18 protein-coding genes are annotated in these 21,191 nt (G+C 67.9%); 8 read left to right on the top strand and 10 right to left on the bottom strand.

Annotated elements, in window-relative coordinates:
• Positions 1 to 13: 13 nt before the first annotated feature.
• Positions 14 to 1,903, bottom strand: coding sequence for a propionyl-CoA synthetase (locus tag Prum_RS34015; protein WP_173080230.1), 1,890 nt, complete (start codon positions 1,901 to 1,903; stop codon positions 14 to 16).
• A 205-nt stretch (positions 1,904 to 2,108) separates the two neighbouring features.
• On the opposite strand from Prum_RS34015, the gene Prum_RS34010 reads away from it, so the two are divergent.
• Positions 2,109 to 2,681, top strand: a complete 573-nt coding sequence (locus tag Prum_RS34010; RefSeq protein ID WP_173080228.1) for a TetR/AcrR family transcriptional regulator — start codon at positions 2,109 to 2,111, stop codon at positions 2,679 to 2,681.
• A gap of 62 nt (positions 2,682 to 2,743) precedes the next feature.
• On the opposite strand, the gene Prum_RS34005 is transcribed toward Prum_RS34010, so the two are convergent.
• Both Prum_RS34005 and Prum_RS34000 read right to left on the bottom strand, forming a co-directional pair.
• A complete protein-coding gene (locus tag Prum_RS34005; RefSeq protein WP_173080226.1) occupies positions 2,744 to 3,319 on the bottom strand; it encodes an MDR family NADP-dependent oxidoreductase in 576 nt (191 codons plus the stop codon).
• A complete protein-coding gene (locus Prum_RS34000) occupies positions 3,258 to 3,839 on the bottom strand; it encodes a TetR/AcrR family transcriptional regulator (RefSeq protein WP_173080224.1) in 582 nt (193 codons plus the stop codon). The genes Prum_RS34005 and Prum_RS34000 overlap by 62 nt, the downstream gene beginning before the upstream one ends.
• Before the next feature lie 126 nt (positions 3,840 to 3,965).
• Here Prum_RS34000 and Prum_RS33995 point away from each other — a divergent pair, with 126 nt between their 5' ends.
• Both Prum_RS33995 and Prum_RS33990 read left to right on the top strand, forming a co-directional pair.
• Positions 3,966 to 4,781, top strand: a complete 816-nt coding sequence (locus Prum_RS33995) for an oxidoreductase (RefSeq protein WP_173080222.1) — start codon at positions 3,966 to 3,968, stop codon at positions 4,779 to 4,781.
• Positions 4,782 to 4,848: 67 nt separating this feature from the next.
• Positions 4,849 to 5,580: an SDR family oxidoreductase gene (locus Prum_RS33990; protein ID WP_173080220.1), complete on the top strand. Its 732-nt coding sequence runs from the start codon at positions 4,849 to 4,851 to the stop codon at positions 5,578 to 5,580.
• An 18-nt stretch (positions 5,581 to 5,598) separates the two neighbouring features.
• Here the strand turns inward: Prum_RS33990 and Prum_RS33985 are convergent, their stop codons facing one another.
• The 5 genes from Prum_RS33985 to Prum_RS33965 form a co-directional block, all read right to left on the bottom strand.
• The gene (locus Prum_RS33985) at positions 5,599 to 6,201 is read right to left on the bottom strand and encodes a TetR/AcrR family transcriptional regulator (protein WP_173080218.1); all 603 of its coding nucleotides are present in this window, start codon (positions 6,199 to 6,201) and stop codon (positions 5,599 to 5,601) included.
• Positions 6,202 to 6,280: 79 nt separating this feature from the next.
• On the bottom strand, positions 6,281 to 6,937 hold the full coding sequence (locus Prum_RS33980) for a hypothetical protein (protein ID WP_218577462.1): 657 nt from the start codon (positions 6,935 to 6,937) through the stop codon (positions 6,281 to 6,283).
• A 43-nt stretch (positions 6,938 to 6,980) separates the two neighbouring features.
• Positions 6,981 to 7,847: an alpha/beta fold hydrolase gene (locus Prum_RS33975; RefSeq protein WP_173080216.1), complete on the bottom strand. Its 867-nt coding sequence runs from the start codon at positions 7,845 to 7,847 to the stop codon at positions 6,981 to 6,983.
• Between the two features lie 47 nt (positions 7,848 to 7,894).
• Entirely contained in the window at positions 7,895 to 8,890 is a 996-nt protein-coding gene (locus tag Prum_RS33970; protein ID WP_173080214.1) for an NADP-dependent oxidoreductase, read from the bottom strand.
• Between the two features lie 56 nt (positions 8,891 to 8,946).
• Entirely contained in the window at positions 8,947 to 9,858 is a 912-nt protein-coding gene (locus Prum_RS33965; RefSeq protein WP_218577461.1) for an alpha/beta fold hydrolase, read from the bottom strand.
• A gap of 624 nt (positions 9,859 to 10,482) precedes the next feature.
• Here Prum_RS33965 and Prum_RS33960 point away from each other — a divergent pair.
• The gene (locus Prum_RS33960; protein ID WP_246278265.1) at positions 10,483 to 11,799 is read left to right on the top strand and encodes a glycoside hydrolase family 43 protein; all 1,317 of its coding nucleotides are present in this window, start codon (positions 10,483 to 10,485) and stop codon (positions 11,797 to 11,799) included.
• 138 nt (positions 11,800 to 11,937) lie between these two features.
• A complete protein-coding gene (locus Prum_RS33955) occupies positions 11,938 to 13,596 on the top strand; it encodes a glycoside hydrolase family 27 protein (RefSeq protein ID WP_173080212.1) in 1,659 nt (552 codons plus the stop codon).
• A gap of 23 nt (positions 13,597 to 13,619) precedes the next feature.
• On the opposite strand, the gene Prum_RS33950 is transcribed toward Prum_RS33955, so the two are convergent.
• A complete protein-coding gene (locus tag Prum_RS33950; protein WP_173080210.1) occupies positions 13,620 to 14,591 on the bottom strand; it encodes a LacI family DNA-binding transcriptional regulator in 972 nt (323 codons plus the stop codon).
• Between the two features lie 206 nt (positions 14,592 to 14,797).
• On the opposite strand from Prum_RS33950, the gene Prum_RS33945 reads away from it, so the two are divergent.
• Both Prum_RS33945 and Prum_RS49900 read left to right on the top strand, forming a co-directional pair.
• Positions 14,798 to 15,031, top strand: a complete 234-nt coding sequence (locus tag Prum_RS33945; protein WP_173080208.1) for a hypothetical protein — start codon at positions 14,798 to 14,800, stop codon at positions 15,029 to 15,031.
• Positions 15,032 to 15,035: 4 nt separating this feature from the next.
• Positions 15,036 to 15,290 carry an IolE/MocC family protein gene (locus Prum_RS49900; protein ID WP_218577460.1) on the top strand — a complete coding sequence of 85 codons (255 nt, stop codon included), beginning with the start codon at positions 15,036 to 15,038 and terminating at the stop codon, positions 15,288 to 15,290.
• Positions 15,291 to 15,390: 100 nt separating this feature from the next.
• On the opposite strand, the gene Prum_RS33940 is transcribed toward Prum_RS49900, so the two are convergent.
• A complete protein-coding gene (locus tag Prum_RS33940) occupies positions 15,391 to 15,999 on the bottom strand; it encodes a hypothetical protein (RefSeq protein ID WP_173080206.1) in 609 nt (202 codons plus the stop codon).
• A gap of 240 nt (positions 16,000 to 16,239) precedes the next feature.
• Here Prum_RS33940 and Prum_RS33935 point away from each other — a divergent pair, with 240 nt between their 5' ends.
• Positions 16,240 to 21,180: a trypsin-like peptidase domain-containing protein gene (locus Prum_RS33935; RefSeq protein ID WP_173080204.1), complete on the top strand. Its 4,941-nt coding sequence runs from the start codon at positions 16,240 to 16,242 to the stop codon at positions 21,178 to 21,180.
• Positions 21,181 to 21,191 lie beyond the last annotated feature (11 nt).

The following is a 21,191-nucleotide window of genomic DNA, read 5'->3' as shown; positions in this document are numbered from 1 at the left end:
GCAACAACCATGCTCATGGGGTTTGACGTCTGCGGCCGAGAATCGGGCGCAGTGCCTCGATGACGCTCGGGTCCTCGATTGTGGAGGGAATTGGTTCGTCGAGGCCGTCGGCGATGCCGCGCATCGTCTTGCGCAGGATCTTGCCCGAGCGTGTCTTGGGCAGGGCGGCCACGACGGCGACATCCTTGAGGGCGGCGACAGCTCCGATCCGCTCCCGTACGAGGTGGACGAGTTCGGCCTCGACCTCGCCCTGCTCTCGGCGGGTGCCGGCTTTCAAAACGACGAAGCCGCGGGGTACCTGTCCCTTGAGGGCGTCGGCGACGCCGATGACGGCGCATTCAGCGACGTCGGGGTGAGTGGCCAGGGCTTCTTCCATGCTGCCGGTGGACAGTCGGTGTCCGGCGACGTTGATGACGTCGTCGGTGCGTCCCATGACGAAGACGTAGCCGTCGTGGTCGATGTATCCGCTGTCACCGGTGAGGTAGTAGCCGTCGAAGATGGACAGGTAGGAGGCGACGAAGCGGTCGTCGTCGTTCCAGAGCGTGGGCAGCGAACCCGGTGGCAGGGGTAGTTTCACGACGATCGCACCCTCGACGCCGGCTGGCACGGCTTCGCCCGCAGCATTGAAGACGCGGACGTCCCAGCCCGGCAGTGGGCGTGTGGGCGAGCCGGGTTTGACGGGGGCGATTTCGAGTCCGACCGGGTTGGCGACGATGGGCCAGCCGGTTTCCGTCTGCCACCAGTGGTCGATCACGGGGATGCCCAGGAGTGCGTTCGCCCAGTGGTAGGTGTCCGGGTCGAGGCGCTCGCCGGCGAGGAACAGGTAGCGCAGGTGGGACAGGTCGTGGTCCGCGGTGAGCGCACCCTTCGGGTCCACCTTCCGGATGGCGCGGAACGCTGTGGGCGCTGTGAACATGGTCTTGACCCGGTAGTCGGCGGCGACGCGCCAGAACTGGCCGGCATCGGGCGTGCCGACCGGCTTGCCTTCGTAGAGGACCGTTGTGGCGCCGACCAGCAACGGTGCGTAGACGATGTACGAGTGCCCGACGACCCAGCCGACGTCGGAGGCGGTGAACATCGTCTCGCCCGGGCCTACGTCGTACACGGCGCCCATCGACCAGTGCAGGGCCACTGCGTACCCGCCGCAGTCGCGGACGACGCCTTTGGGTTTTCCGGTCGTTCCGGATGTGTAGAGGATGTACAGGGGATCGGTCGCGGGGATGGGAACGCAGTCGGTCGGTGACGCGCCGGCAATGGCGTCGGACCAGTCGAGATCGTCGGGCCCCAGCTCGGCCCGCGCTTGCGGGCGTTGCAGGATGACAGTTTTATCGTGTTTGTGCAGGGCGAGTTCGATTGCCCGATCCAGCAGCGGCTTGTACGGGATGACACGGTTGCCTTCGATGCCGCAGGAGGCCGAGACGATCACCTTGGGGTTGGCATCGTCGATGCGGACCGCGAGTTCGTGCGGGGCGAACCCGCCGAAGACGACCGAGTGGACGGCGCCGATGCGTGCGCAGGCCAGCATCGCAATGGCGGCCTCGGGGACCATCGGCATGTAGATGAGCACCCGGTCGCCTTGCCCCACGCCGAGCCGCGCGAGCACGCCGGCGAAGGCGGCCACCTCGTCCTTCAGCTGAGCGTAGGTATAGGTGCTTCGTACACCGGACACCGGGGAGTCGTAGATCAAAGCGACCTGTTCGCCCCGGCCGGCTTCGACGTGCCGGTCCACCGCGTTGAAGCAGACGTTGAGCCGTCCGTCGGGAAACCAGCGGTAGAGGGGCGCGTCCGAGGGGTCCAGCGCGCGTGACGGCGGGACATCCCAGTCGATGCTCTCTGCCGCCTTCAACCAGAAGCTCTCTGGGGCTTCGGTACTGGCGCGCCAGGCTCTCTCATAGATTCCCATCACGCTCTCCCTATCGCACGGAACACGAAGGTGACTGCCCCTATAACGCTAGTCAGTATGAAGCGACCGACCGGCCTTCGGCTCGGCTGGCACGGCCCCGGATCATCCATCACATTGCCCAATGATCGTAATATTACGTACGTCATGCTATGCTGTGCGGTGGTGGCGCCGGGCAATGGCGCTATCGAGCGGATGGAGGAGCCCTGTGGCGCGCTACGCCAAGGAGCACAAGCAGGCGACGCGGCAGCGGATCATCGAAACGGCCGGTCACCGGTTCAAGCAGGACGGCATCGATGGCTCCGGCGTCGCCACGCTGATGGCCGACGCGGGCCTGACCAACGGCGCGTTCTACGCCCACTTCACGTCCAAGGACGACCTCGTCGCCAACGTCGTCGCCGACCAGTTGCATACCCAGGCCGAGACGTTCAGCACGCTGCCGCCCGGCCGGGCAGGGCTGGAGGAGTTCCTGCGCGACTACCTGTCGCCTCAGCACCGGGACAACCCCGGGGCCGGGTGTCCCTCCGCGGCCCTGCTCGACGAGATCGGACGCTGCGCGGGCGAGACCAAGCACGCCTACACCGAGGGCGCGCAGTCCATCGTGGACGAGATCGCCGGCCGCCTGGCTCCCGACGATCCCCAGTCCGCACGCGGGAAGGCACTCGGACTCTTCACGATGGCGGTGGGAACGCTGCAGCTGTCCCGTGCCCTGTCGGACCCGAAGCTCGCCGACGAGGTCCTCGAAAAGGGCATCGAGAACGCCCGCGCGTTTCTTCGCTGACCAAGACGCTATCGGAGGAACTGGGTCAGGGCGGCTGCCTGCGAGCAAGTGCGCCATGTGGTTCAGAGCCGGACGACCATCTTTCCGACGTTCTCGCCGCGCATCAGGGCGAGGAACGCGTCCAGGGTGTTCTCCAGGCCGTTCACGACGGTCTCCCGGTGGTGCAGCTTGCCCGCGAGGATCCAGCCGCCGGCCTCGCGGACGAACTCCGGCTGCAGGTCCATCTCTTCGGTCACCATGAACGCCTGCATCCGCGACCGGGTCACGGACAGGTTCCACAGGTTGCGTGGCCCGACCACCTTCTCGTCGTTGTACTGCGAGACCATTCCGGACAGCACGATCCGGGCGTGCAGCTTGAGCGCGCCGATAGCCGCTTCGAGGTGCTCGCCGCCGACGTTGTCGAAGAAGACGTCGATGCCGTCCGGCGCCGCTTGCGCCAACTGCTCGGCGACCGGCCCGTTCTTGTAGTTGAACGCCGCGTCGAAGCCGTACTCCTCGACCAGCAGCTTGGCCTTGTCGTCCGAGCCGGCACTGCCGATCACCCGGGCGGCGCCTTTGAGTTTGGCGATTCGAGGTTTACCGGTCTTCGGCGCCGAGCAGCGTGAGGGCGCTCTGGATGCCCTGCTCCAGGACGCCATCGGCGAGCTGCTGGTCAGCCAGGGCGCGGGAGAGTTGCAGCGTCCCGACCATCAGTGCGTAGATGCTGAACGTCTGCACGCGCGCCGACTGCGGATCGTGGGGCGCCAGCCGGGCGGCGATGTCGTCGATGACGGCGAGCACGCCGCCGGTGTACGCGCGCTTGGTCGCGTCCGCGCAGCGGGCGATCTCGTCGAGCAGCGCGGCCGACGGGCAGCCGTACTCGGGGCTGTCGCGGTGCTGAACCGAAAGGTATACGCGCAGAATCTGCTCGACTCCGGCCCGGCCCGGCGCCGCCGCACCCAGGATCTCGCACTGCTCGCGGAGCTGGTCGGCGACCGCGGCAGCGACCAGGTCGTCCTTGGAGTCGAAATGGGCGTAGAACGCGCCGTTGGTCAGCCCTGCAGCCGCCATCAGCGTGGCGATCCCCGAACCGTCGATGCCGCCGGCCTTGAACCGACGGCCGGCCGTCTCGATGATCCGCCGTCGCGTCGCCTGCTTGCGCTCTCTGCCGTACCGCACCCCGCACACTCCTTTACAAGTTTTAGAGTACGACCATAATTTAAATTTCCAGCAAACCCTTGCCCCTCGGGCATCTCCCACCCTATGGTCGTATGAGCGTAATCTAAAAGCCGAAGGAGTTCGATGATGACGGCAGCTCGGCCGGTGGCGCTCGTGACGGGCGCGTCCTCCGGCATCGGGGACGCGGCAGCGATCGCGCTCGCCGCAGCGGGTTTCCAGGTGATCGGCACCAGCCGCGACACCTCACGGGTCACCGCACGGACCGGCGTGACATACCTCGACCTCGACGTGACCAGCGACGAATCGGTCCGCGCCGCGGTCCAGCACGTGATCGACCGGTTCGGGCGCATCGACGTCCTGGTCAACAACGCCGGCCTCGGCGCCGACGGCGCCGCCGAGGAGATCTCCGTCGCCCAGGCGCAGCGCGTCTTCGACGTCAACGTGTTCGGCCTCATGCGCATGACCAAGGCCGTCCTGCCACACATGCGCGCCCAGGGCCACGGACGCATCGTCAACATCTCCTCGGTCGGCGGGTTCGTCCCCAACCCCTTCATGGCCGTCTACGTGTCGACCAAGCACGCGGTCGAGGGCTACTCCGAATCCCTCGATCACGAGGTCCGCGAACACGGCGTCCGGGTCCTGCTCGTCCAGCCCGGCCCCATCAACACCCCGTTCGACACGAACATGGTCCAGGCCGACAGCCCACTGCCGCTGTACGCGCAGCGCCGCCGCACCTTCCACGACGTGATGCAGACGCAGATGCGCGGCGGCGACGATCCCACCGTCGTCGCCAAGGTAATCGTCACCGCCGCTACCGAGGCGAAACCCAGGCTTCGCCACCCCGCCGGCTCAACCGCCGCACGCATCAGCGTGCTGCGCCGCATCGTTCCCGCCCGGACCTTCGACAAGAGCGTCCGCAAACTCAACCGGATGCCGAGCTGAGGCCAGCCTTTACGCAACAAGAACCGACTGGGCGCGAGAAGCGTGCTCGGCATAGAGAGGGACTGTCATGACTCAGCTCGCTGACCAAACCGTGCTCGTCACCGGCGCGAACCGCGGCATCGGCCGTGAATTCGTCCGCCAACTCCTCGATCGCGGGGTGGCGAAGGTCTACGCCGCCGCCCGCGACCCCAGGACGATCGTCGCCGACGACCCGCGCCTTGTCCCGCTCCAACTCGACGTCACGGACGCCGACTCCGTGACCCGCGCCGCGCGGATCGCACCGGACGTGAGCGTCGTGGTGAACAACGCCGGCATCGCACGCGTCGGTTCGGTCCTGGACCCCGATACCTCAAACCTGCGTCACGAACTGGAGACCAACCTGTTCGGCCCGCTCGCCGTCACCTCGGCCTTTACGAGCCCGCTGGTGCAACACTCCGGCATCGTGATCAACGTCGCCTCGATCGTCTCGTGGATCGCCCTTGGCGGCACCTACGGAGTGTCAAAGGCCGCTCTGTGGAGCGCCACCGACTCCATGCGGCTGGAGCTCGGGCCGCGGGGCGTACAGGTCGTCGGGGTCTACGTCGCCTACGTCGACACCGACATGAGCGCCGGCGCGGACGCCGCCAAGTCCAACCCGGCCGACGTGGTCCGGCAGGTCCTCGACGGCGTGGAGAAAGGCGAAGTGGAGATCCTGGCCGACGACGTCACCCGCGCTGTTCGCGCCAACCTCCACCAGCCGATTGAGACCCAGATCGCGCAGTTCCTCCCCCACCGGGCTGGGCAATCAGACCCAGCGTGAACGGCGCCACGCTGCCGGTCAGCGCGGCAAGAGAACGCGAACTTGGTCTTCGATCTCGCGGAGGATGTCGTCGACGGTGCTGGCGATGTTGATCGTGGGCGCCATGCTGAGGAACATGATGGCGGAGACGATGTGGGCGAGCGTGGCGGCGACGCCGGGGACGATGCGCTGGTCCCGTCGTAGCACGTCGGCGATCGCTTCCTCGGTCTGGACGGTCAGGCCCAGAGCCTCGCGGTGGTGAGGTTCCTCGGGGTCGCCGAACACCATTTCCCGCAGGTAGGTCCGGCCGTTGTCGATCTGGATGCGGTTGCATTCCACGACCGGGCGAACGATCGCCATCACCGCGTCGCGCACGTCGGGGATGGTCTCGGCGGCCGCCTTGCCTCTGACGAGCGCGTCGGCGTAGGTGGAGTTCTGCACAAGGAGGAGCAGTTCGCCCTTGTTCTTGGCGTAGAGGAACAGGGTGCCGGTGCCGATGTCGGCCTTGTCCGCGACCTGCTGGGTGGTGACGTCGTCGACACCGTGTTCGGCGAACAGCTCGCGAGCGGCGGCCATGATGCGGTCGAGTTTTTCCTGCTTGTTTCGCTCACGCCGGCCAACTGGCCGTGGGGCGACTGCCATAACGCAACCTTCGGGATGGAATCTGGCCCACTCAGTGACGAGCAGGATCATTGTCGTGTGGGCTCGGATGCGCCTTCGCTCATTCTTCCACCGCGGCCCGGCCTTCCTTGACGAAGGTGAGCGCCTCGGACACCTCGTAGGCGTGAACGGCCGAGGCGAACCCGGCAAGCCTGGACGACAGCTGCGCGACGGCATCGCTCGCGAAGCAGGCGCGAAGTGCGCCGGCATCGGTGAAGCCCAGGATCAATGAGGCATGGAAACGCTGGTCTGCGGGATTGTCGTGCGCCACATTGGGCGTGTTCCAGAGCCTTTGGTTCCAGGGCATGAACACCTGTGTCCGGAGCTCCCTCAGCACGCCGGTGGCCGCAAGGCCGGGGACGAGCTCGTCGGTGAGGAACCTCCGGAAGGCACCGGTGTGGATGTCGTCCCTTCTGCTGAGGTAGATCAGGGCTCGGGCTTGCGCCTTCCCGCCGGGACCCGCGACGTCGTACCAGCGAGCGGAGTTCGGCGGCCCCGCGTAGAGCAGGGTGCGCCGGAACACGTTCACCTCATCCTTGTAGGCGAGCCTGGTCTGCTGCCGGCCCCGCAGCGGAGCGAGGACCGACTCGAAGGTGACCTCGGCGACCCCGTCGATCCTGCGATCGACGGGGATGGCCGTCTCGACGCCGCTGACGGCCGGCCACAGCCCTTCCAGTGGTCCATCCCTTGCTGGCGAGGCTGGTCGGTGCGCATCCACAGCAGGATCGATGACGCGAAAGGCTTCCTGACGTAGGTCGGTGTCATCGCGCGAGGAACTCCACGGCGGCGGGGGCGAACCTGTCGTGGAACTGGAAGATCCCGCCGTGGCCGGAGTCGGGGTAGATGATCAGCTCGGAGCCCGTGATGCGACGGTGCAGATCCTCGGAGAGGACCGAGGGCACCATGCGGTCGTTGTCGCCGTTGGCGATCAGGGTCGGCTGGGTGATCGTCGACAGGTCGTCGGGCGTGCCGCGTCCCCACTTCTTGATGGCCTTCAACTGCGTCTGGAACGCCTTCACCTTGATCGGCGCGTCACGGTCCGCGGTGCGCTCCTGCAGGCGCTGCACGAATGCCTTCGCGGCGGGCTTGCCGGTGCTGTTGCGGTTGAAGAACAGGAACTCCTTCGGATCCGACCGGGTCAGCGCCGCCCGCAGCATGTCGTAGTACGTGGTGCCGGCGACCTTGTCGATGTCCTTGCCGCCCTTGGGACCGGTCCCGGTGAGGACCAGCTTGCGAACGAGCTCAGGGTGCTTGACCACCAGGGCCTGGGCGATCATGCCGCCGAGGGAGAAGGAGAAGATGTCGACCTTGTCGAAGCCGAGCGCCTTGATGAAGGTTACGGCGTCGTCGGCCATCGCCTCGATGCTGTCGGGCACCTCACCGGTGGAAGCGCCGACGCCGCGGTTGTCGACGGCGATGACGTGGTGGTGCTTCGCGATGGGGTCAATGATCCGGGGGTCCCAATTGTCGAGGGTCGCGGCGAGATGGACCAGGAAGACGACCGGGATCCCGCCCTTCGGCCCCAACTCGCGGTAGGCGAACGTGACGTCACCGACGGAGACGGTGCGGGCCGGCGCGTGGGCGTAGGACGTGTTGACGGGTTCGTTCGAGTTGGCGTACGTGCTCATGATGATCTCCTACGTGGTTAATTGTTATTGCTGGTCGCGGGCGCGGGTCAGGAATTGCTGATGACGGCCTTGCCGCGGATGCCACCCGTGTCCAGCCCTTGGAGAGCCTGGGCGGTCTGGCTAAAGGGGGCGACCTTTCCGACGACGGGGCGTAGCGCACCGTTGTCGATGAGGGCCGCGATCTGGCGCAGCTGGTTGCCGCTGGCGCGCATGAACAGGAATTCGTAGCGCACGCCGAGCTTCTTGGCTCGGCGGCGGATGCCGGCGCTCAGAGCACTGATCGCTAGACGCACCACTGGGTTCAACCCGGCGCTGCGGGCGAAGGTCGGGTCTGGCGGCCCGGCGAGCCCGATGGCCTTGCCGCCGGGCTTCAGTACGCGCAGGGACTTTTCGAGGTTCTCCCCACCGAGGCTGTCCAGCACCAGGTCGTACCCGGTCAGCAGTTGCTCGAAGTCCTGGGTGCGATAGTCGATGACGATGTCAGCGCCGAGTTCGCGCACGAAATCCGCGTTGGAGCCGCTGACCGTGGTGGCGACCGTGGCGCCGAGGTGTTTGGCGAGCTGGATCGCGATCGACCCGACTCCTCCGGCGCCGGCGTGGATGAGGACCTTCTGTCCGGCCTGCACGTTGCCGCGCTCGACGAGCGCCTGCCATGCGGTCAATGCGACCAGCGGCAGCGAACCCGCCTCCTCCATGCTGATCGATGCGGGCTTGAGGGCCAGGTCGGACTCGGCGACGGCGATGCGCTCGGCAAAGGTGCCGATGCGTGCTTTGTCGGGTCGGGCGTAAACCTGGTCGCCGGGCTTGAAGTCGCGCACCATCGCGCCGACGCGCTGGACGGTGCCGGCGAGGTCGTGGCCGAGGATCAGGGGCAGCTTGTAGGGCAGGATCTGCTTGAACTCACCCGCTCGAATCTTCTCATCGAGTGGGTTCAGACCTGCGGCCTGCACCTGCACGAGCACATCGCCGTCTCCCACGGCGGGCTCGGGCACATCCGCTAGCTGCAGCGAACCCTTGTACTTGTTGACGACAAACGCTCTCATGACTTCTTGCTTCCTTCTTCGTGACGTTGTTCGTTGTGGTCGGTGGCGGGCCGCCGCTATCGGCGCAGGTGATCCCGCGCGGCGTCGACGAACGCGCGGTGGTTTTGGAAGGCGACACCGTGCCCGGAATCCGGGAACACGGTCACCGACGCGCCTGGCAGCCGCTGGGCGAGGGCGCTCGCGTTTTCCGGCGGCACCATGCGGTCACTGTCACCGTGGACGATGAGCACCGGACCGGTGAACCGCGAGAGATCCGCGGGCACTTGCTCGCCCCACCGGTGCACCGCGGCCAATTGCGCCCGGTAGACCCCCGCACTGACAGGCTTGTCGCGTCCTGCCGTGCGTTCCTTCAACCGCGTGAGGTACTCGCGCGCGGCGTGCTTGCCGACCGGAGTGCGAGTGAAGAACAACAGCGTCTTTGGATCGTTGAACGTAACCACGGCGCGCGGCACCGTTGCGATGGTCAGGCGGGTCATGTCCATAAGGCCGGGCCCACCGGCGGGGCCGGAGCCGACGAGGATGAGCCGATCGATCTGGTGCGGCGCCTGCGTGATGACAGCCTGGGCGACCATGCCGCCCATCGACAGACCGAACAGGTCGACCCGGTTGTGGCCGAGCGCACGGATGACGGCCACCATGTCCGCGGCCATCTCCTCGATCGAGTCGCGAACTCGCCCGGTGGAGTCGCCGACGCCGCGGTAGTCCACGGCGATCACGCGACGGTCCTGGGCAAGGCCATCCACGACGCGCGGGTCCCAGTTGTCCAGGTTCGCCCCCAGGTGCGTCAGGACGACCAGTGGGACGCCTGCGTGCGGACCGAGCTCGCGATAGGCGAACACGGCGCCCGCCGCCGCGATCGTCCGCGTCGGCACGTCCCGATAGCGCTGCGCTGTGCGTCGTTCCGACATGTCCTTCTCCTGGCTCTCGTCCCGCTCACTAAACCCGAGCACGCTCAATAATGAGCTCACTCAGTAATTTTGTCAAGGGGAGGCTGTCAAGGCGGGCAGTCGATCACCGACAGGGCGCCGGAAGCCGGCCGAGCAGGACATACGCGAGCGCATCAGGCTGTCGCACGGCCCGCTCCGCGCACTACGTCACAGTTAAAACGCTTACTCGCGAGCGAGAGTGTTGGGGACGCCTGCAGTGACGCCCACTCCTCTGCTGTCAGCAGGTAATTAGCGTCGCGTCAAGGTATTGACGGTCTTGGGTGTCTCTGGTTTCCTTGCTCGCAGTAGTAAGCGTTTCCACTCTCCCGGCTGCGATTCCTCATCAAATGGGGTGCGCTATGCCCGACTCGCCCAGGCACGCCCTCCTGATCGGCGCCGCGGTCGGCGAGCCGTCGACCATACCCTCGCGCTTACTCAACAGCGGCTCACCTGCAGATCAACACGGGGCGAGTCTTTCGCTGCCACGCTGACGGCCGTACGGCGAATCCCCACGCCACGGCGATCATCAATGTTAGCGCTAACATTCCGAAGACTGCGGGCGGATTGCGCCGCACCTACGAGAAAGAGGTAGTCATCGTGTATCTGAGTCGAAGGGCGTTCGTGTAGCTCGCCACCGTCTCGACGGCAGCCGCCGCAGTTGGTGTGGTGGCCGCGCCGCCGGCGGCGTTGGCGGCGAACACCGCCTACGTGTTCGCGTACTTCACCGAGACGCCGAACATGACCGGGGCCAACTACGGCTTGCATCTGGCGGTCAGCCAGGACGGGCTCAACTGGTCGCCGCTGAACCAGAACAACCCGGTGGTCACGCCGACGGCTGGCACGCTGGGTTTGCGGGATCCGTTCATCCTGCGCAAGCAGGACGGCACTTTCGTGGTCCTGGCCACGGACCTCAACGGCACCGACTTCGGTCAGAACAACCAGTACCTGCACGTGTGGGACTCGACGAACCTGACCAGCTTCACCGGCTACCGCCGGATCCGCATGCACGGCCTGAACACGCATACGTGGGCACCGACCGCCTTCTGGGACGCCGCCCGCGGCCAGTACGGCATCGTCTACTCCGCCAACAACGGCGTCGACGTGTTCATGGTGAACTACACATCGGACTTCCGGACCGTCTCTACGAACCAGGTCTACTTCAGCCCCGGTTTCCCGGTGCTGGACGGCGACATCGTGGTCGATGGGGCCACTTTCTACCTGTACTACAAGAACCTCTCCACCGGCCTGCTCTACGGCGCCCGCTCGACCACCGGCGCGCCAAACAGCTACACCACCTACACCAGCGGGCTGCGGCAGGGCAATTCGATGGAAGCGCCGCTGTTGGTGAGGAACAACGAGGGTAACGGCTGGCGGCTGTGGGGCGACTCGTTCAGCCCGGTCAACAACGACTTCTACGCCTGGTCGAGCTCCAATGTGGGCAGTAACTCGTGGACCGTATTGAACCAGCGCACCTACACGCCACCGCTGAACGCCAAACACGGCTCCATCGCCGGCATCACCTCCACCGAGTACAACGCGCTGGTGACCCGGTGGGGTCTGCCGAGTTGGACGCGGTTGAAGTCGTCGAACTTCCCCGACCGGTACGTGCGGCACGCAAACAGCATCGGCCGCATCGACGCCTACCCCATGGAGCCGTACCAGGATCAGATGTGGCGGATGGTGCCCGGCCTGGCCGACCCGGCCGGGGTGTCGTTCGAGTCCGTCAACTACCCCGGCCGGTACCTGCGGCACAGCAACTACGCGATCCGGCTGGACGCCAACGACAACACCGCCACGTTCCGCGCGGACGCGACGTTCTACCGGGTCGCCGGGCTGGCGGACGCGGCATGGTCGTCGTTCCGGTCGTACAACGTGCCGGACCGGTATCTGCGCCACGCCAACTATCTGCTGCGCATCGACCCGCTCAGCGCGAGCGCGAGCGCCACCGACCGCCAGGACGCGACGTTCCGCGTCACCCCTTAGCCGCCACCGCACCCCACAACCCGGGGTAGCGGGCGGTGCGTCGCCCTGCCGTCCGCTACCCCGGGCCATAGCCTTGACGAAGAAATCGAAGACCGTCAAACTGACGTAACGTATTGAACGTTCAACATGGAGGTGCATATGGAGTCTTTCGGCTCGTGGCCCGGCGGGCGATTTCCCCGATTCGTCACCGCTGCGGCGGTGGTCCTCGTCCTGGTCGGCGCCGCCGTCGTGACGAGCACGGCAGGGCCGGCGCAGGCGCTCAACAACGGTGTGGCGCGCACCCCGCCGATGGGCTGGAACTCGTGGAACACGTTCGGCTGCAACATCAGCGAGACGTTGATCCGGCAGATGGCCGACGCTATCGCAAGCAGCGGTATGCGCGACCGCGGCTACCAGTACGTGGTGGTCGACGACTGCTGGTTCAACCCCAACCGCGACTCGGCCGGCAACCTGCAAGGAGACCCCACCCGCTTCCCTTCCGGGATGAAAGCCCTTGGCGACTACATCCACGGCAAGGGGCTGAAGTTCGGCATCTACCAGGTACCGGTGGACAAGACCTGCGCCCAGTACTTCGGCTCGTACCCGGGCGCCACCGGCAGCCAGGGGCACGAGGCGCAGGATGCCCGGCAGTTCGCCGCCTGGGGCGTCGACTACCTGAAATACGACTGGTGCTCACCCAACGGCACCATCAACGACCAAGTAGCAACCTTCGCCAAGATGCGCGACGCCCTCGCGGCCACCGGCCGGCCGATCGTGTACAGCATCAATCCCAACAGCATCCACGAGAAGACCGGGCCGCTGCGCAACTGGAGCGACGTGGCGAACATGTGGCGCACCACAGAGGACATCACCAACGCCTGGGACACCGGACAGACCAACGGGTACCCGATGGGCATCCAGAACATCGTCAACGTCAACGTGCCCCTGGCCCCCTACGCCGGGCCGGGCGGCTTCAACGACCCGGACATGATGGAGGTCGGCCGCAGCGGCCTGACCGACACCGAGCAGCGCTCCCACTTCGCCCTGTGGTCGATCATGGCCGCGCCGCTGATCGCCGGCAACGACATCCGCGCCGCCAGCGCGGCCACCCTCGCCATCCTCAACAACGCCGACCTGATCGCAATCAACCAGGACTCCCTCGCCGTGCAGGCGACCCAGGTGTCGAACGACGGCACCCGCCGGGTCCTCGCCAAGCGGCTCGCCAACGGTGACGTGGCGGTGGCCCTGTTCAACCAGGGCGGCTCCACCACGACGATCTCGACCACCGCCGCCGCGATCGGCAAGACCGGTTCGTCGTTCACCCTGCGCGATCTGTGGACCGGCGCCACCTCGAGCAGCACCGGCGCCATCTCGGCCAGCGTGCCGGCACACGGCACCGCCGTCTACCGGGTCAGCGGCGGCGGCACCTCGACCCCGCCGGCCAGCTTCCGGCTGCGCGGCGAGGCATCCGGCCGATGCCTGGACGTCAACCTGGGCTCGTCCGCCAACGGCACCCAGATGCTGATCTGGGACTGCCACACCGGAGCCAACCAGCAGTACACCCAGAACGGGCAGGCCTTGCAGGTGCTCGGCAAATGCCTGGACGCGCCCAACAACGCCACCGCCGGCACCCGCGTACAGATCTGGGACTGCAACGGCGGCGCCAACCAGCGATGGACCCTCAACAGCAACGGCACCATCAGCAACGCCCAGACCGGACTCTGCCTCGACGTCAACAACAGCGGTACGACCAACGGCACCGCCGTCATCGTGTGGAACTGCCACACCGGCGCCAACCAACGCTGGACCCGCGCGTAGCACCCCTGTCGGCGGCAGCGACGTCAGGCGCTGCCGCCGACCGCAAGCTCGGTGGGCACGAGCAACCCTGGACGGCCGGTCGGACCCGAGGAGATCTCCGCCAGACAGCGGGCCACCAACTCCCGCGCGATCCGGTCCACCGGAATCCGCACACTGGTCAACATCGGCTCGGTCAACAGCCCCACCGCTCCCCCGTCGAACCCGGTGACCGCCACGTCCCGACCAACCCGCAAACCGGCGGCGTGGCACGAGTTGACCACCGCGACGGCGACCGCGTCGCTGCTGGTCACGATCACCGTCGGCCGCTGCCCACGCACCAGCTCACCGACCCACCGGCGGATCTCACCATCGGTCCCCTCGAAAACCTTGTCCTCCGCGATGCCCATACCGTGCTGGGCCAACCCCAGGCGCAGGCCCTCCAGGCGCTCCCGCTTCCAGTACTCGCCACCGCCAGCTCCGACGTACGCGTAGTCACGGTGTCCCGCCGCCACCAGGTACTCGACCAGCTGCAGCATCCCGGCGACATTGTCCACATCGACCCACTGCTGCGGCAGGCCCGGCGCGGTGCGCCCGAAGCAGGCGAACGGAACCCCTTCCGCGGCCAACAGCCGCACCCGCGCGTCATCCACCCTGGACTCGTCGAGGATGTACGCGTCGACGCTCCGCCGGGCGATCAGATCACGGAACACCGGCTCCGGGTCGTCGCCGAGATGCGTGAACACCACGATCTGGTGCTCGTGCTGGGCCGCCGCCTTGACCAGCGCCTGCACGAAGCCCAGCGTGAACCCACGCATCACCTCCAGCTGCTCACCGGACATGTGGTAACCGAGCTGGCGAGTACGCCGGGACCGCATGGTCTGCGCCGCACGGCTCGGCTTGTACGCCAACGCCTCCATCGCCGCCAACACACGAGACTCGGTATCCCGGCTGAACGCCGCGCGCCCGTTCAGGACGTTGGAAACCGTCTGCCGCGACACACCCGCCAGCCGCGCCACATCCACGATGCTCGGCCGGCCCCAACCTCGCCGCCCCGGATCGGAAACCTCATGCTGATCGATCGCTACACGATACCGCCACCCACGCCAGCAAGGTCACGGTCAGCCCCCAAGGCCGGCCGGCAGCTCACCAGAACTGAGCTTGATTGTACGATGCCCTGGATCACGGGACGTGACCGATGCCGGCAGATCAGAGGGGTGATCGCGTGCGCCATTCGCTGCCGACGATCAACTGGGTCCGTTTGCCTGACGGATCAGATCCCGATCAGCGTCACTACGCGACACAGTCCGTGCAGGGCGTCCTGCGCGTCGCAGCCGCGGTCGGCTTCCCTAGCGTCGGGGTCGACACTGTCACCGCAGCCGGTTTCGTGGACGGCCGCGAAGACGAACTCGCCGGTCACTTCCGGACCGCCGGCGTCCTGCTGCGTAACGGTGCTTGACGCCGTGCCGACAGCGGCCGTGCTCAGCGACCTGCGGTCCTGCGCCGCGATCCTCGCCGACGCGGACGTTCGGCTGGCCGTCGAGTTCCTGCCGTACGCTCCCTTGCCCACGCTCGCGGACGCGATCGACGTCTGCGAAGCAGTCGGCTGGCAACGCTGCGGCGCCACTACCTCAACTTCGCGACCAAACCGGTGGACGTCCGTACCGGCTACCACACCGACACCTGGACCCGCCTGCGCGCTATCCGCGCCTGGGTAGACCCGAACGAGACCTTTCTGGCCAACCACGCCGTTCCGGCTTCAGGCTGACGACTGCCGATACCCAGCGACCAGGTTGGATGCCCATATTGCTCCGGCGATCAGCGCATCGGCTCGCGTGTCATCGACCGATCGGCGTACGCCGCCGCGACGAGGTTGTTCATGGCGACTCCCGATCGTTCGTCCAGGAACTCCGGCAGCAGGACGGCGGCCGGATCGGCGGCGACATGGCCACCGTGGTCGCAGTCGCCGCGAAGGCGTATGTCGACGTCGCCGTGGGTGTTGAGCCAGGCGCGTGTCGTGGTGGAGCCCTGGACGCGGAGCGAACCGCATTCGTAGAGGTCGGTCACCAGCAGGTCAGAGACAGTAAGCGAACCCGCGACGAGCAGCCAGCATTCGCTGCTGCAAAAGAGGTTTTCGGTCGTGACCGAACCCGTCACGAGCAGCGCGACATAGTAGCCATCGTTGTAGAAGTGCAGCGGCCCGTCAACGGAGAGGTCGCCGTCGATCAGATACACCAGTCCGTCCTCGCCGTAACCCTCGTCGTGGCCGTTCCCGATGGCGATGGTGCCGCTGACGGCGAGGTTGCCGCGATGCACGAAGACCCGCTCGGGGTCATCGCCGAACAGCGCATCGAACTCGAACAAATCGGCAGTGCCGTCCACACGGGAGCCCTGGGGTAGCAGGGCCAACGCCTCGTCGAAGGGCATCGCGTCCCACGCTGTCGTCAACGCGTCCAAGGGTCCAGGCATCGCGGCGTTCCTTTCGATGTTCCGGCGGCGCCGGACTTTATCACCGCCGGCAGTGCCCGCCGGCGAGACGGCGAAACAGGGCGACGCCCCTGCTCGCGCAGTATCTGACCGGCGGTGTTCGTGGGTTGTGGTAACGGCCGGCCGTGGCTGGATATTCGGACGCTTATGTGATCGAGCCGATTACTCCAGGATGGTGCTGTGGTGGGGGTCGAGGCGGTGGCGCCGCTGGTGCGGGCGGCCACCGTTGCGCTGGAGGTACCGGAGCAGAGCGGGGTGGTTCAGGCCACGGGCTTCTTCGTCGCGGCCGGGGTGGTGGCGACCTGCGCGCACGCGCTGGGTACCAGCGCCGGCCAGGCGGCGCGAAGGGTACGCGGCACGCAGCCCGCGTCCAGCCGGGAATTCGAGCTCGAGGTCGTTCCCGAGTGGTCGCCGCCCACCGGTGTGAGCGCCGTCGACCTGGCGTTTCTGCGGGTCGTTGCGCCGCAGGAGGTCGGAGCGGCGCTGCTGTCGGACGTCGTCGAGATCGGGGACCGGGTCTGGGCGTTCGGCCATCCGGTCGGGCAGTTCCGGGCCGGCGAATCCGCCTTGTTCACCTACCAGGGTGCCTCCCGGCTGGAGGCCGTGGACGGCACGGGCCCTGGTACGGACGGGCGGGTACTGGGACGCGTCGTGGGAACGCCGGTGGGTGCGGGGTTCAGCGGCAGTCCGGTCGTGAACTGGCGTACAGGTGCGGTGGTCGGCATGTTGTGCACCTCGAACCTTGCCGGCAGCGCGCACCTGGTGGGTGCTGCGGACATTCGTCATGCGCTCGCGGCCCGGGCTCATCTGGTGGTCGACGAGATGGCCAACCGTGCCTGGCTGGCCGCCCTCGACGATGACCAGGTGCGGGCCGGCGGTTGGCAGTACCCCGGACCGACGCTGCGTGGGTACCTGACGGTAGCGGCGCGCGCCGCACAGGAGTTGCCGTATCCCGGGGTACTGCCGTCCGATACGCCACCGCCGTTCGCAGACATCTACGTCGCGCAAGGGGTCACCGATCAGGAGGACGAGGCAGCCGCCGATCCGTGGACGCCCCAGCAGGTGCGGGCTGCGCAGGCCGTCGTGGCCGGCGATGGGCACGCGTTCGTGTTGGGCGGACCCGGGGTTGGCAAGTCGACCCTGTTGCGCAGCATCGTGCTTGCTGCGGCACAGGAGTGGCAGGGTGACACTCCCGGCCGGGTCGTCCCCGTACGGGTATCCGCGGCCGATCTGGTTGTCCCCCGGCCGCTGCCCGAGGCTCTCGCCGCCGCGGCGCGGGTGGAGCTGAGCGCGGTCGGGACGGCGCAGACACCGCCGCCGGACTTCTTTGCCCGGGAGCCGGTTGCCGGCCTGCCCTGGCTGGTGCTCGTCGACGGCTTCGACGAGATCGCTGACGTGGCGGCCCGCCGGGCCATCCTGACCAAGCTGTCCGGTGCGTTGGTGGACGAGTCCAGCCCGCCGTACCGGTTCGTCATCGCCTCGCGCCCGCTCCTCGCCGACGAGCTGGAGCGCGCCACCGCGAGGCATTGGCACGCCCGCCGCTTCGACGTGCTGCCTTTCACGAAGGAGCAGGTACAGCGGTTCGCCACGCAGTGGCTGCGCGCCTTGGCGGTGGCGGATCCGGAAGCGACCGCTGAGGTGTTCGTTGCCGAGCTGGATCGGGCCGGGCTCGCAGCTCTAGCTCGGACTCCGCTGCTGGTCACCATGTTGTGCCAGCTGTTCGTCTCCGCTCCCGACCAGCGCCTGCCGCACAGCCGGGCGCAGACGTACCGCCGATTCGTCGAGCTGATGCAGGAGCAGCAGTACGTGGCCGGGCTACGCGGGATCCACGCCCAGGTCAGCGCCGCGCTCGACCGGTATGGTCCGAACGCCGAGGCTGCGGCGATGCGGGAGGTCGACGGTTCCCTTGATCTGGTCGCCCGGCTGGCCTCGGTGCGCCGTGCCGGTGACACGACCGCTGCGGCGACCCTGCTGGCGGCCTGGACCCAGGAACGGCGCCCCCGCCACGTACCGGAACACACCTGGGTCGGTGTCCTGGTCGAGCTGATCCGCCGGAGCGGCCTGGTGGTGGAGCGAGCAGGCGACGTGGTGTTCATCCACCAGACGATCCTCGAGCATCTCGCGGCGCGGTTCGACGCCGCGGACCCCGTGGCCAGCGCAGCGGCGCTGCGGCGGCTGTCGTCGTGGCAACGGCGACGGCCGTGGTTCCGAGGCAGCTGGATGGCACCGGAGGGAGACGAACCGTACCTGCGGTTCCTGCTGGCCGAATGGACGCCGAGCACCCCGCTGACCGCCACGCTCACGCGGATCGCCAGTGGCGGAGGGCTCGCCGGCGGCAAGTTCATCGCCGCCTGTCACGCGGACGGCGTAGTAGTCGACCGCAAGGCCCTCACCGCCGCCGTTTCGACGCTGGCCCGGCTGGCCGCCCGGCGCACCGAATACGCCAATGAGCGGATGCAGGCGGTCGAGACGCTGAGGCTGCTGGACGACGAGCGGGCGGTGGGCCTCTACGCCGCGCTGGCCGTCGCCACCCGGGTACGCCGGCATGCCGGCCGCCGGCGGAGCTACGACATGAACGCGGCCGCGGTGGTGGCACTAGGTCGAAGCGCCAGGCCCCTGGCCGCGGACCTGCTCGCGCAGATCGCCGCGAACCGGGCGGCCCGCGGCGACGTCCGCCTCGAAGCGGCCCGATCGCTGATTCGCCGCGGTGACCCGCGCGCGGCCAGCATGCTCACCAAGCTGGCCGTGGACAAGGACGTCGAAACGGTCGGGAACAGCGTCCTGACGCTGAATGACGGCGGTGCCGACCGGCTGGCGACGCTGGCCCGCTCGCCGGGCCTGTCGTGGCGTGGACGGCTGGAAGCCGCCCAGGCGGTAGCCGAGCTGGGAGATCCGCAGGCCGTCATCCTGCTCGCCTTCCTCGTCGCCGACCCGTCGACTCCACCCAGCATTCGTTGGCAGGCAGGCGACACCCTCGTGTTGCGTTGCCAGCGGGGTGCGGACGCGCTGGCGCTTGCCGCCGGCAGCGAAGCAGTGCCGCATGCTAGCCGGATCGTCGCGGCGTCGCTGCTGTCGCTCCATGGCGACCCGCGGGCGGCGGACCTCCTTACGGCCATCGGCGCGGATCCAGCCGCGCTGGCTACCCACCGCGTTCTCATCATGCGGACCTTTGCTGAACTCGGCGACCCACGCGCGGTGGACCTAGCCGCTGCCGTGGCAGCGGACGCTTCAGCGGGTAGCGTTCGAGTCGACGCGGCCGAGGCCGTCGGGGAATTTGACGAAGAAAAGGCCGCCGACCTTCTGACCGAGATCGCCAATACGCCGAGGGATGCCGACGAACTGCACGCGGCAGCTCTGGCGCTGGTTCGGTACGGCGGCGCGCGAGCGGCGCAGAGCCTGGCCATCGCGGCCTCCGTGCCGCAGCTCCCGCCCGACGAGCGGTACCGTGCCGCGGTTGAGCTGGCTCGGCTCAACGACCCACGCGCTTTCGACCTGCTGGTCCCCATCGCCTTCGACACGGAGGGTACGGACACCAGCAGGGTTCTCGCCATCGAGGCGATGGCCCGCATCGACCGTGCCCGGACGGCGGACGCGCTGTTCGACCTGACCCGGTCCGGTACCCAGACACCGGACCAGCGTTACGAGACGGCCCACCTACTTCGGCGATTCGAGGACAGGCGGGCCGCCGACGTGTTCGTTGCCGTCGCCGGAACCGTAGCCGCCTCGCCGGAGCGGCGGTTTAAGGCGGCCACCGCACTCGCCGACATGGCCGACCCCCGCGCCGCCGACGTCCTGCTCGCGCTCGTCGATACGCTGCCTGCCGGCGAGTTGACCCACCGCCGGGAAGTGGCGGCGCGACTGTTCTGGCTGCAATACGGATACACGAACGCACCCGACATGGCGAGCATCGAGGCACCGCCCGCAGCCGACGCTGAACGGCCCTTCGCCGTCCACGCCAGACGCCTGCTCGACGCCTCCGACGTCACGGCCCGGCTGGCCGCGCTGTTCCCCGCGGAACTTTCCGACCCGCACGCGGGCCTGGAGGAACGTGTCCACGCGGCTGGGGTACTCGCCGGCCTGGGCGACGTCGCCAGCCGGGACCTCCTAGTCCGGGTCGCCACGCAGGACAGCGGAAGCCACCTTCCTCCCGGCTGGGACAGCCTGCAGGCCCCGGTGAAAGCCGCGATCGTCCTCGCCGAGATCGGCGACGAGTCCGCCGCTGACCTGCTCGCCGCGCTCGCCCACGCTCCGCTGGACCGACACGCCGACCGCGCCGCCATCGAGGGGCGACTAACCGCAGCGCAGCTCCTGGTTGCGCTGGGCGACCCGCGAAGCGCGGACGCGCTGGCAACACTCATCGCGGATCTGGCCGCGGTCGGCCGCGTATTCAGCGAGGATGCTCAGGACGAAGCTCGGGTCGGCGCGGGCGCGACCCTCGCCCGCCTGGGCGACGCCCGCGCCGCCGACCTCCTGGTCACGGTTGCCGACGACATGGCCGCCGCCACCGACCTGCGCCACCCGTCTTCCACCGCCGGCCTGCGGTACCAGATAGCCCAGGTCCTCACCGACCTGGCCGACCCGCGGGCCCTCGATCTGCTCGCGGCGCTCGCCACTGACCACGCCACGGCCGACCACACCCGCGCCGAGGCCACGAAGTCCCTCACCGCCCAGGACGAGCAGCGGGCACGAGCGATCCTTGCTGTCGTCGCCGCAAACACGGCGCTATCCGGGGCGGCCCGCCTCGACGCGGCCAGAGCACTGCTCGGGTTCGCCGCGCCAGAGGCCCCCGACCTGATCCACGCCCTCGCGACCAACCCGACGGTGATCGGCCCGACGCGTTGCGAGGCCGCGACCGTGCTCGCCAGCGTGGGTGACGACCGCGCGGCGGATGCGCTGCTCCACATAGCGGTCGACGGCACCGTCTTCGCCATGGGCCGGATCAATGCCGCCCAACAGTTGGTGGCGATGGGCGAGGACCGAGCCGTCGACGCGCTCCATACAGTGGCGACGGACGCCGCCGTCGATCGGGGACAGCGGATGAGCGCGGCACGGATCCGCGATGAACTTCGCCGCGCTGCCAGCGAGCCGGCCCCGCACCAGCCAGATATCGACGGACTTTAGAAAGGACCGCT

Origin of the sequence: Phytohabitans rumicis (genome assembly GCF_011764445.1) — a bacterium.
GTDB lineage: Bacteria > Actinomycetota > Actinomycetes > Mycobacteriales > Micromonosporaceae > Phytohabitans > Phytohabitans rumicis.
The sequence above is the reverse complement of the archived record's forward strand: the minus strand, read 5'-3'. Positions and strand labels throughout refer to the sequence as shown.